Annotated in this window: 11 protein-coding genes, 2 tRNA genes and 1 other annotated feature; of the genes, 2 read left to right on the top strand and 11 right to left on the bottom strand. The window is 59.2% G+C overall.

The genetic code is table 11. The features are described from left to right. Nucleotides 1-287 precede the first annotated feature (287 nt). The 7 genes from B5G03_RS06095 to B5G03_RS06065 form a co-directional block, all read right to left on the bottom strand. Complete coding sequence (locus tag B5G03_RS06095) at nt 288-962, bottom strand: sigma-70 family RNA polymerase sigma factor (protein WP_087180856.1); 675 nt, start codon at nt 960-962, stop codon at nt 288-290. A 39-nt stretch (nt 963-1,001) separates the two neighbouring features. Continuing rightward, nucleotides 1,002-1,436 (bottom strand): anti-sigma F factor, encoded by a 435-nt coding sequence (spoIIAB, locus tag B5G03_RS06090; RefSeq protein WP_087180855.1) that lies wholly within the window; start codon nt 1,434-1,436, stop codon nt 1,002-1,004. Nucleotides 1,437-1,452: 16 nt separating this feature from the next. Then, a complete protein-coding gene (locus tag B5G03_RS06085; RefSeq protein ID WP_087180854.1) occupies nt 1,453-1,749 on the bottom strand; it encodes an anti-sigma factor antagonist in 297 nt (98 codons plus the stop codon). Between the two features lie 118 nt (nt 1,750-1,867). Further along, nucleotides 1,868-3,145, bottom strand: coding sequence for a bifunctional folylpolyglutamate synthase/dihydrofolate synthase (locus tag B5G03_RS06080; protein ID WP_087180853.1), 1,278 nt, complete (start codon nt 3,143-3,145; stop codon nt 1,868-1,870). Then, nucleotides 3,117-3,875 carry a VanZ family protein gene (locus tag B5G03_RS06075; protein WP_242962301.1) on the bottom strand — a complete coding sequence of 253 codons (759 nt, stop codon included), beginning with the start codon at nt 3,873-3,875 and terminating at the stop codon, nt 3,117-3,119. The genes B5G03_RS06080 and B5G03_RS06075 overlap by 29 nt, the downstream gene beginning before the upstream one ends. A 181-nt stretch (nt 3,876-4,056) precedes the next feature. Continuing rightward, nucleotides 4,057-6,684: a valine--tRNA ligase gene (locus B5G03_RS06070; protein ID WP_087180851.1), complete on the bottom strand. Its 2,628-nt coding sequence runs from the start codon at nt 6,682-6,684 to the stop codon at nt 4,057-4,059. A gap of 66 nt (nt 6,685-6,750) precedes the next feature. Next, nucleotides 6,751-6,983: a binding site (T-box leader), on the bottom strand. A 57-nt stretch (nt 6,984-7,040) separates the two neighbouring features. After that, nucleotides 7,041-8,117 carry a 6-phosphofructokinase gene (locus B5G03_RS06065; RefSeq protein WP_087180850.1) on the bottom strand — a complete coding sequence of 359 codons (1,077 nt, stop codon included), beginning with the start codon at nt 8,115-8,117 and terminating at the stop codon, nt 7,041-7,043. A 227-nt stretch (nt 8,118-8,344) separates the two neighbouring features. Between B5G03_RS06065 and B5G03_RS06060 the strand changes: the two genes are divergently transcribed. Together B5G03_RS06060 and B5G03_RS06055 are read left to right on the top strand one after the other, a co-directional pair. Further along, nucleotides 8,345-8,418: transfer RNA gene (locus B5G03_RS06060), tRNA-Gln, on the top strand. Nucleotides 8,419-8,458: 40 nt separating this feature from the next. Further along, a tRNA-Pro gene (locus B5G03_RS06055) sits at nt 8,459-8,534 on the top strand. Between the two features lie 30 nt (nt 8,535-8,564). Here the strand turns inward: B5G03_RS06055 and B5G03_RS06050 are convergent. The 4 genes from B5G03_RS06050 to B5G03_RS06040 form a co-directional block, all read right to left on the bottom strand. Beyond that, nucleotides 8,565-8,939, bottom strand: a complete 375-nt coding sequence (locus tag B5G03_RS06050; protein WP_087180849.1) for a recombinase family protein — start codon at nt 8,937-8,939, stop codon at nt 8,565-8,567. A gap of 14 nt (nt 8,940-8,953) precedes the next feature. Beyond that, entirely contained in the window at nt 8,954-10,654 is a 1,701-nt protein-coding gene (locus B5G03_RS06045; RefSeq protein WP_164496669.1) for a recombinase family protein, read from the bottom strand. 92 nt (nt 10,655-10,746) lie between these two features. After that, nucleotides 10,747-10,893, bottom strand: coding sequence for a hypothetical protein (locus B5G03_RS17580; protein ID WP_006573143.1), 147 nt, complete (start codon nt 10,891-10,893; stop codon nt 10,747-10,749). 135 nt (nt 10,894-11,028) lie between these two features. Then, nucleotides 11,029-11,229, bottom strand: a complete 201-nt coding sequence (locus B5G03_RS06040) for a hypothetical protein (RefSeq protein WP_087180847.1) — start codon at nt 11,227-11,229, stop codon at nt 11,029-11,031. Nucleotides 11,230-11,491: the final 262 nt, after the last annotated feature.

Here is an 11,491-nt window from a genome sequence, read left to right as displayed (position 1 = left end):
GGAATTGTTTAACGTGATTTTCCATCACGATAAGGTTCCGTTCAAGCTTCGATATTGTTCAATTTTCAAGGTCCTGTGCCGCTCTCCCTCGCGGGACAGCTTGTTTATTATATCTCGCAGAGTCTTGTTTGTCAAGCACTTTTTTGAAATATTTTTTCAAGCTCTTTTGAGCGGCTTGCCGTCGTTGACGGCTCAGTTATAATACCACACCTGTTTTCAAAATGCAAGCATTTTCGACAAAAAAATTCAAAAAATTTCAGGAGGTCATCCAAAGCCTCCTGAAACCCTTATTCCTGCAGCAGCTGCCCCCGCAGATTCTGCAGGATCTTCCGCTCCCTGCGGGAGATCTGTACCTGAGTGGTGCCCAGCACCTTTGCAGTCTCACTCTGGGTCTTGCCGGAGAAAAACCGCAGAAAGATCAGCTGCCGGTCCTGGGGCGGCAGGGTGGCCAGCACCTCCTGCAGGCTAATGCGGTCCGCCAGCTCCTCCTCCGGGGATTCCACCGGGATGTCCACCTCCCGGCCGCCCTCCTCCTCTGCCGCCGGGGTGAGCGAAAGCGCAGGCTGACTGGCGCGGATGGCCAGGGCCACCTGTTCCGGCTTCGCCTGCACCGCCTGGGCCAGCTGGCTCACGCTGGGCTCGCAGCCATTCTGCTTGATCATCCGTTCCCGGGCGGCGCTTACCCGCAGGCCCAGCTCCTTGAGCGAACGGCTCACCTTAACGGTTCCCCCGTCCCGGAAGAGCTTTTTGATCTCGCCCAGAATTACCGGCACCGCATAGGTGGAAAACTGCACCCCGCGCTCCTGGTCGAATCCGTCGTAAGCCTTGATCAGTCCCATGCAGCCTGCGGAATACAGATCGTCGTATTCCACGCCCCTGCCCCGGAACCGGCCGGCACAGGCGTGGACAAGCCCCAGATTGTTTTCAATAAATTCCTCCCGTGGGCCAAGTGTTGTGGGCATGCTTCCCTTCCCCTTTCTATATCTTATGTAAAAGGGGGATCATTGTTTGGTGCTCAGGGTCTTGCTCATTACCACCCGGGTGCCCTTGCCCGGTGTGCTGGTCACCCGCACCTTATCCATAAAGCTTTGCATCACCGCGAACCCCAGCCCGGCCCGTTCCTCCGGGTTGCCGGTGGTGAACATGGGCTGCATCGCCTTTTTCACATCCGGAATGCCTACGCCCCGGTCGGTCACCGTGATTTTCACCAGGCCGCCCTCATACAGGGCTGCGGTCAGATACACCAGCCCCACCTGCTGGGGGTAGGCATGGACGATGCAGTTGGTCACCGCCTCGCTCACCGCAGTTTTCATATCCGCCAGCTCGGGCACGGTGGGGTCCGCCTGGGCCAGAAAGGCCGCCAGCGCGCCCCGGGCAAAACCCTCGTTCACACTGCGGGAATAAAAGCTGATTTTCATCAGGTTATAGGCTTTCATGCTTGCCGCTCCTTTTCTATTGATACTCCACACGGGCCAGATCCAGCATCTTCTTGATGGAGTCCGGTGCCTGCTGCACCACCAGCTGCCCTTCGGTGGCCTGCATTCGCCGGGCCCGGCCCAAAATGAGCCCCACGCCGGAAGAATCCATAAAGGTCACCCCGCCGAAATCCATGATCAGTCGGGCAGGCATCCGGGCCGAAAGCTCCGCGTCGATCTGCTGGCGCAGCATCTGGGCGGAATGATGGTCGATCTCGCCGCTCAAGTAGGCCGCCAGCACATCGTCCGCGCTGGTAAACATCACCTGTGCCATTTCCGTTCTCCTTTCACGTCCGTTTGGGGGCAAAAAAAGACCCCGTATTCTTGGCACTTACCAATATACGGGGTCTTGGGTGAATATTTTGCCGCAACCGGTCAGCTGCGGTGATTTTTTAAGAAAGCCGTTCCAATAGTGCGGGCCGGGCCTGGGCCGCCAGGTACAGCGAACCGCACACCACTGCGCCATTTTCATGGGCCAGTGCCTGATCCAGCGCCTGGTGCAGGTCTGTGCAGGCGATCACCTTGGCCTTGGGCGCCACGGTGTGAGCCAGCTCCGCCAGCTCCTGTGCCTCCATAGCCCGGGGACAGGGCGGGGTTACGGTATAAATGGTGTCAAAGCAGGGGGCCAGTGCCTCCAGAATCTGCGCAGCCGCTTTGTCCGCCAGAACGCCCAGCACTGCCGCCGGTTTCTTTTTGGTATGGGTGTGCAGCACGCCCGCCAGGGCCTTGGCCCCTGCCGGGTTGTGGCAGCCGTCCAGAATCACCAGCGGCTCCTTGCGCAGCACTTCGATGCGGGCCGGGAACCGGGCGGTCTCCAGGCCGCTCAGAATGGCTTCATCGGGAATCTCGTAACCCTTGCGCCACAGGGCCAGAGCGATCTCCACCGCCATGGCCGCGTTGCAGCTCTGGTGCGCGCCCAGGAAGGGCAGCTCCACCTCGTAGCCGCCGTAGGAAAACGGATTGGTCAGCGGCTGGGGCTCTTCGGGCAGATTCAGATCCTCCGGCTGGGGCTGCACCAGCTCCGCCTTCTGACGGATGCACTCCGCCACGATGGCCTTCTGAGCCTCGGGGTCCTGCAGCGGATAGCAAACTACGGTGCAGCCGGGCTTGATGATGCCCGCCTTTTCCTGAGCGATGGCTTCCAGCGTATCGCCCAGCACCTCGGTGTGGTCCAGGTCGATGCGGGTGATGGCCGCCACCAGGGTATTGTCCACCCCGTTGCTGGCATCATTTTTTCCGCCCACACCGGTCTCCAGCACCGCCAGGTCGCACTGCTCCTGATAGAACCAGAGCAGTGCCGCCGCGGTGACCGCAGTGAATTGCACCGGCTCCTCGTCCAGCTGTGCGGCGGCAGCGCGCACCTGGCCCGCCACCTGTTCCAGCGTATCCGCCGGGATCATCTCGCCGTTGATCTGCATCCGCTCCCGGAAGTCCAGCACATAAGGCGAGATGGTCAGACCGGTCTTATACCCGGCTTCCTTTAATATGTTGGCCGTCAGGGTGGACACGGTACCCTTGCCGTTGGTACCCGCCACATGTACAAAATCCAGATAATTCTGAGGGTCACCCAGCTTTGCCAGCAGCTGACGCATCCCCTCCACCCCGGGCTTGCCGTTGGTGCGGGGCAGGCTTTGCAGCCACTCAGTGTTCGATCTCGATGCTGGTGTCATAGCTCTCCTCTTCCTCCTTCTGTTCTTCCGGAACCGGTTCCCACCGGGGCTGGGGCTCCGGGGCGCGCCGTGCGGTCTGACGGGCCGGGCGCGCGGGCGGCTGGTACTGCGGCAGAGGTTCTTCCTCCCATTCCTCTTCCGCTTCCTCCTCCCACTGCTCCTGAGGCTGAAGCGCCGGGCTGGGGGCGGGCCGCTTTTTCGTCGGGCGGGGCTGCGGCTCCGGCTGCACCAGCTCCTGGTCATCGTGCCGGTGCACGAACAGGATCACACACATGCGCAGGAACATCAAAATCAGCAGCGCCACAAACAGGCCCATCAAAAAGCCGGAAAAATCGATCCACACGTCCTTCACGCTGGAGCCCCGACCATCCACAAACATCTGGATGGTCTCGTCCATCACCGCGGTGCCCAGGCCCAGGAACAGCGGCCAGCTCACATGCTTGATGAAATGCCGGGTATACACCCGCAGGCAGAGCATGAACCAAAAGCCCATCATCATAAATTCGGCGAAATGGGCCATCTTGCGGACCATGTGCAGGCTGAAGGGGCCAAGGCCCACGGTGCCTGCCACCTCGTTGACCACCTGCTGCACCTGCTCGCTGCGCAGGCTGGACTGCTCTGCGATCTGCAGAGAGTTTTGGAAAATGAACACCACGCTGTAGATCAAACAGGCGGTGAAAAGAATTCGGAAAAAGATCGTGAACGGGCTCGTTCGTTTTTTCTGATACAAAAATCCATCCCTCCTAATAACTTTTACGGACACAAACCTTTCCCGTGTGTCTTTCGCCATTATAGCACATCTGTCAAACTTCGGAACATCCGAAGTCCTGCTTGTTATACGAAGAAGGAGCCCGGTTTGCTGCAAACCGGACTCCTTTTTCATGGATTTTTTACAAAGTTCTGGCGGTTTCTCAGCCCAGAGCCGCGATGGACTCCTCCACGCGGGCCAGCTTTTCCTGGGCGCGGGCCAGCTTCTGGCGGATCTCCTCCACCACGTTGGCGGGAGCCTTGTTCACAAAGCCCTCGTTGCTCAGCTGACGGCTGAACATGCCGATCTCCTTCTCGGCGCCGGCCTTTTCCTTGTTCAGGCGGGCCAGCTCCTTCTCCCGGTCGATCAGCTCCATCATGGGAATGAATCCGCGGGCCGCATGGGTGATGACCTGCACCATGCCGGCGGTGTCGCCGGTGTACTTCTCGGTGAGGGTCACGTCGGTGGCGAAGGCAAACTTGGCCAGGTAATCGCCGCCGCGGCGGAAGGCCTCGGTCTCGCTGGTCTCAATGATCATGCTGCTGCGCTTGGCGGGATGCACGTTCATCTCGGCGCGGATGGTACGCACGGCCTTGATGTAGTCCATCAGCTTCTCAAAGTCGGCTTCCTCGGCAGCATAGTTCAGCTCTTCGGTGAACACAGGCCACTGCTCGGTCATGATGGTCTCGGAAGTACCAGGCAGAGCGCGGTAGATCTCCTCGGTGATGAAGGGCATGAAGGGATGCAGCAGCTTCAGCGCCTGGGTCAGCACGTACACCAGCACCTTGCGGGCGTTGTCGGCCTCCTCGGGATCGGTGGAGTTCAGGCGAACCTTGGCGATCTCGATGTACCAGTCGCAGTAAACCTCCCAGATGAAGTCCTGCACCTTCTGGGCAGCCAGGCCCAGCTCGAACTTATCCAGATTGTCGGTGACGGTGCGGGCCAGGTTGTTCAGGGTGGACAGAATCCACTTGTCGCTCAGGTCCAGCTTATCCGCAGCGGGCAGACCGGCCTGGAAGTCCTCGGGCAGGTTCATCATCACGAAGCGGGTGGCGTTCCACAGCTTGTTGGCGAAGTTGCGGCTGGCCTTGATCTTCTCGTCGGAGAAGCGCATGTCGTTGCCGGGGGTGGAACCCAGAACCAGGGTCAGGCGCAGAGCGTCGGCGCCGTACTGGGCGATGATCTCCAGCGGGTCGATGCCGTTGCCCAGACTCTTGGACATCTTGCGGCCCTGGGCATCGCGCACCAGGCCGTGGATCAGTACGGTGTCGAAGGGGGCCTTGCCGGTGTACTCCAGGCCGGAGAAGATCATGCGGCTCACCCAGAAGGTGATGATGTCGTAGCCGGTGACCAGGGTGTTGGTGGGATAGAAGTAATCCAGGTCCTCGGTCTTGTCCGGCCAGCCCAGGGTGCTGAAGGGCCACAGGGCGCTGGAGAACCAGGTGTCCAGGGTGTCCTCATCCTGGCGCAGCGCGCCGCCGCACTTGGGGCAGGTGGTCATGGGCTCGTCGCTCACATGCACCTCGCCGCAGGCATCGCAGTAGTAGGCGGGAATCCGATGGCCCCACCACAGCTGACGGCTGATGCACCAGTCGCGGGTGTTCTCCATCCAGTGGTAGTACTGCTTGTCGAAGCGCTCGGGCACGAACTTGATGCGGCCGTCCCGTACCGCGTCGATGGCCGGACCGGCCAGGGGCACCATGCGCACGAACCACTGCTTGGAAACCATGGGCTCGATGGTGGTGCCGCAGCGGTAGCAGGTGCCAACGTTGTGGGCGTGGGGCTCGATCTTCTCCAGATAGCCGCCCGCCTCCAGGTCGGCCACGATGGCCTTGCGGGCCTCGTAGCGATCCATGCCGGCGTACTTGCCGCAGTCGGCGGTCATGTGGGCGGTCTCGTCCAGCACCTTCACGATGGGCAGGTTGTGGCGCTGGCCCACCTCGAAGTCGTTGGGGTCATGCGCGGGGGTGATCTTCACCACGCCGGTGCCGAACTCCATGTCCACGTAGGTATCGGTGACGATGGGGATCTCCTTGTTCAGCAGGGGCAGCAGCACCTTCTTGCCGTGCAGGTGCTTGTAGCGCTCGTCGTCCGGATGGATGGCCACGGCGGTATCGCCCAGCATGGTCTCGGGACGGGTGGTGGCCAGAACCAGGAACTCGTCGGTGCCCACGATGGGGTACTTCAGGTGCCAGAAGCTGCCCTCCTGGTCCTCATACTCCACCTCGGCGTCGGAGATGCTGGTCTTGCAGTGGGGGCACCAGTTGATGATGCGCTCGCCGCGGTAGATCAGGTCCTTATCGTACAGATACTTAAAGACCTTCAGAACCGCCTTGCTGCAGCCCTCGTCCATGGTGAAGCGCTCGCGGTCCCAGTCGCAGGAGCAGCCCAGCTTCTTCAGCTGGCTCACGATGCGGTCGCCGTACTGGTTCTTCCAAGCCCAGGCGCGCTCCAAGAAGCCGTCGCGGCCCAGCATCTCCTTGGTCAGGCCCTCTTCCTTCATCTTGGCCACAACCTTGGCCTCGGTGGCGATGGAAGCATGGTCGGTGCCGGGCACCCACAAAGCGGCGTAGCCCTGCATGCGCTTGTAGCGGATCAGGATGTCCTGCCAGGTCTCGTCCATGGCATGACCCATGTGCAGCTGGCCAGTCACGTTCGGCGGCGGCATCACGATGGTGTAGGGCTTTTTGCTCTTATCCGCCTTGGTGTGGAAGTAGCCGCCATTCAGCCAGAAGGCATAAATGTCGTCTTCCACGCGGGCGGGATCATACAATTTTTCCAGTTCTTTCATTGATTTTCCCTCCTGTTTCGGTTGCTGCCGGGGCAAACAAAAAGGCCGCCCCAGGCGTGTGTTCACACTTGGGACGGCCTGTACAAAACAATACAATACCGCGGTACCACCCAAATTGCCGCCGAAAACCGGCAGCCACTCGGAGCCCTTAACGCGGGCGGCACGGGCAGAGGCTACTGAAAGTTCACCCCGCCTGCTCAAAAGCGACAGCACCCGGCGCGTTCTGCCGGGCTTTCACCTGCCCCCGGCTCTCTTTTCCAAAACGCATTGCCGCGCGCCCTCTTTTTCAGCGCATTTGTAATAATGATTATAGCAACATCCGGCCGCCGCGTCAATCACCGCGGCGCAAAAGCCGGTCAGCCCAGAGAAATGCCCATGCGGCGGGCGACCTCCAGCATGCCGTGGCCGTCCGGAACCAGACGGCTCTTGCCGGCGATCTCGTCCAGCGGGTTCTCGGTGACGTGATTGTTGCGCATGGCAACGGTCACGCCGTACTTCTCGTGCTCCACCAGCTTGGCGGCATAGGTGCCGAACTGGGTGGCCAGCACACGGTCGTAAGCAGAAGGCGAACCGCCCCGCTGCATATGGCCGGGCACGCAGACGCGGGTCTCGAAGCCGGTCATCTTCTCGATCTGGGCCGCGATGCGGTTGGTGGCGGTGGTGTAGCCCTGCTCCTTGCGGCGGGCGGCACGCTCCTTCTTCTTCATACGGGCTTCCTCGTTGTCGAAGGCGCCCTCGGCCACCGCCAGGATGGAGAAGGTCTTGCCCTGAGATGCACGGCGCTCCACGGCGGCGCATACATTATCAATGTTATAGGGCATTTCGGGGATCAGGATGATGTCCGCGCCGCCGGCCACGCCCGCGTACAGGGTCAGCCAGCCGGCCTTGTTGCCCATCAGCTCCACCACCATGCAGCGGCGATGGCTGGATGCGGTGGTGTGGATGCGGTCGATCACCTCGGTGGCGATGTCCACGGCGGTGTGGAAACCGAAGGTCACGTCGGTGCCGTAGATGTCGTTGTCAATGGTCTTGGGCAGGCCGATCACATTCAGGCCCTCCTGGGCCAGCAGATTGGCGGTTTTATGGGTGCCGTTGCCGCCCAGGCAGAGCAGGCAGTCCAGCTTCATTTCCTCGTAGTTCTTCTTCATGGCGGCCACCTTGTCCACCTGGTCCTCGCCGATGACCCGCATCAGCTTGAAGGGGGTGCGCTTGGTGCCCAGAATGGTGCCGCCCATGGTCAGGATGCCGGAAAACTCCTCCGGTTCCATCTCCCGCCACTGGCCGTTGATCAGGCCGGAGTAGCCGTTGGAGATGCCCACGATCTGCACATCTTCTCCCATGCGCTGATACAGCGCCTTTGCCACGCCGCGAATGGTGGCGTTCAGGCCGGGGCAGTCGCCGCCGGACGTAAGGATACCGATCCGTTTTTTCATAGTTCCAATTCCTCCCTCACAGCCCGGCCGATCCGCCGGGAGCGGCCTTCGACCCGCTGCCGGACGCCGCATGCATTTTCTTTTTTTAGAGTATCGCCCTTTTTGGTGGTTTGTCAATCTTTTTTGCGGAAAAACAGCCGCAAAAAAATTGAAAAAAAGTGGTTGACATTTTCCCGTTCAGTGCTATAATAAATTATCGTTGGGGCAACGCTCCGGCAAATGAATATTGGAGAATTGTGTAAGGGTAGCACGACAGACTCTGACTCTGTTTGTGAGGGTTCGAATCCTTCTTCTCCAACCAGAAATAGCAGCAGCCTGCACGCTGCTGCTATTTTTTACATCGGGGTGTAGCGCAGTTGGTAGCGCGCCTGGTTCGGGACCAGGAAGCCGTGGGTTCAAGTCCCGTCACTCCGACCATGCGGAGTGTCCTTATAGGATCTGAGTATCCTACAAAGGACACTCCGCATTTTTTATTGTCAAAATTGGGGCAGCGCCGTTTTCATCGAACAGCAGCCGATCCCGGATGCACAGGAGCTTTACCTTGTGCCGGGTGAGCAGGTCAATGTAGCTTTGGGTCATCCCCCACTCCCGGCCTATCCGGGTCAGGCTATGGACTAACACCACATCCACCCTTCCAGCAACAGCGGCCTCGGTCACTTTCTGGAGCGCCGGGCGGTCTAATGTGAGCCCGCTGCCATATTCGTCCGCAGCGCCGATGATGGTATATCCCGCCTGCTTTGCGTAGAGCTGGAGCAGAAACCGCTGGTGTTCCAATGCGAAAGAATCGTCATGGGCGACACGGCAATAGAGAAATCCTCTCATATCCCACACCACCTTTATACCGCCGGGGCGTAGCTTAATGCTACGCCTTTTCTCGTTTCCAGCAGAATATCCCGCTCGGGGATTTTCCGGCGATCCGGCACCTCAAAGGCACCGATGCAGTTGTAGTGGATCGTCACCCGCTGATTGGTAACACCGTCCTCCTTGACCGCAGGATAGACCTCGATATATTCAATGAGTTCGGCAACCATGCGTTTGGTAATGGTGGTAGCGTCTGTGTAGCGGCGTACCGTTTCCAAGAAGGTGTCCACATCCATCCGCTTATCTTCCAGCTTTTTCAGCTCCAGCCGCAACGCTTTGATTTTCTTGGCGTTTTCACCCTGCTCCTGCTCATACCGCTTGGACATTTTGGCAAACCGGGTATCGTCGATTTTACCGGACACATTGTCCTCATAGAGCCGTTCAAAGAGCATATCCAGCTCCCCGTCCCGGGCCAGCAGCCCGTCCAGCTCCCGCTTCTTGCGTACCCGGTCATTTTCCGCTACCTTGGCGGAGCGGCCCACCATCGCCTTGATGAAGTCGTTTTCGTATTCGTTAGCGAAGCAGGCCAGCCGGTGTACCTCGTAGAGCACGACCTGCTCCAAGAAGTCCAGCCGGATATAGTGGGTAGACGAGCATTTGCGGAGCCCGGAATTGTGGTTCTGGCAGCTAAAGAATTTAATATCGTGGTTGCCCTGGTTAAAATGGAAATTCAGATTGCCGCCGCACTCCGGGCATTTCAGATAGCCGGAAAAGACGCTGGGCTCTTGGGTAACGGTGGGGCGCTTGCGCCGTGTCCCGGCTTTTAACGCCTGCACCTTTTCCCAAGTTGGCCGGTCAATGATAGGCTCATGGACATTGAGGAAGATTGCCCGGTTCTCCTCCGGGTTCTCAATCCGGCGCTTCATTTTATAGGATTTGGAATAGCTTTTGAAGTTGATGACATCGCCACAGTATTCCTGCGTGGTCAAAATCTTCTTGATTGTGGTGTGCCCCCATTTTGTGGGCTCCACGGTGCTTTTGGAGCCGCCTCTGCTTGTACCCCTGCTGCGCCAGTAGTAGGTCGGGTTGACGATCCCATCCGCACCGAGGGCAGCGGCGGTTTCAGCCAGCCCGTACCCGTCCAGCGCCATGCGGTAGATACGGCGTACCACCTCGGCAGCCTCCGGGTCAATCACCCAAAACCGGGGATCGTCCGGGTTCTTTATGTAGCCGTAGGGCGGCGGGGAAAGCGGAATCCCGGCGTTACCTTTCATCTTATTGACGATCCGGCGCTTCTTGGAGATGTCCTTGGCGTAGTACTCATTCATAATGTTCTTGAACGGGGTGAAATCGTCCTCGCCTTCGTCGCTGTCCACACCATCGGAAACGGCCACCAGCCGCACATCATGGAGCGGGAAAAATTCCTCGGTGAGCTTGCCAACCTCAATGTAGTTCCGGCCCAGCCGGGAGAGGTCTTTCACAAACACCGCCGAGATGTACCCGGCCTCGATTGCGGCGATCATTTTCTGAAAGCCGGGGCGCTTCATGGTAGTGCCGGTGATACCGTCATCTACAAAAAAGATGGTGTCCGTATAGCCCTTGTCCTTGGCGGCCTTCTGGAGAATTTTCTTTTGGTTCTGGATGCTGTTGGACTCGCTGTCCATGTTATCGTCACGGCTCAGGCGGCAGTAGAGAGCGGCTGTGCCGGTAGAGATTTTCTTGCTTGACTGTTTCAAAATATCCTCCTTCCTGCAATCAAGCAAGAGGTTCTTATCTATGTATATTATACCTCTGCCGACTGCCCGTGTTAAGGATGTCGATGGAACAGTTAGGCTGGCTCCAGATCGGCCAGCATCAGCTTCAACAGGATGTCACGCATGGACTCGCCTTTGTCCTTGTAGACGGGCGTGACAATGAATTGGATTTTGCCGACTTGATAGGTGTATTCCTCCTTGACGGGTACGGGATCTTCCATGTGGGGCCTCCTTCCAGAGCGATACGAAACAATGACCGACTGTCCCCCTTGTCCCGTGGGGAAACGCAGAAAGGCGGCACCTTCGGCGGTGCCGCCTTTCTGCCTTGCTCCACTTTGGGACAACTTGTCCCAAGGTCAGTAGGGGCTGTTCTCAAAGTGCTGCTGGGCCTCCTCCAGCCCACGGATGTCAAAGACCTCGTAGAGCTCTGCCACCACACGCCGGATGTCCTTGGGAGAAAACCCGCAGTTTTCCATAGCGTAGATGACATAGCCACGGCAGGCGTTGTTGCTCCACGGCTGGGCAAGCAGGGCTGCCAGTTCGGGATCATACTTCATGTTGGTTTCCTCCTTGATAAAAGTTTCGGGAGCGCCACGCTCATTTCCTTGGCCCGTCATAAGACAGCAATACTCAGCATGACGCTCCCGAGGGGGGCGGCAGCCCGGAGGGGCAAGCGGCCAGCTTGTCCGGCTGCGGATCGTGGCCGTGGGGTGGCTTGTCCCACTTGCGGCGTTGGTGTTGTTCGCTCGTTCTCCTGCCGGAGAAGTCACAGCGCACCCGTCGCCCGGCTCCCCGCACTATGTCTCGGGGCCGCCGCTA

This window comes from Gemmiger sp. An50 (assembly GCF_002161595.1).
Taxonomy (GTDB): Bacteria; Bacillota; Clostridia; order Oscillospirales; family Ruminococcaceae; genus Allofournierella.
This window is presented reverse-complemented; position numbering and strand designations above follow the sequence as displayed.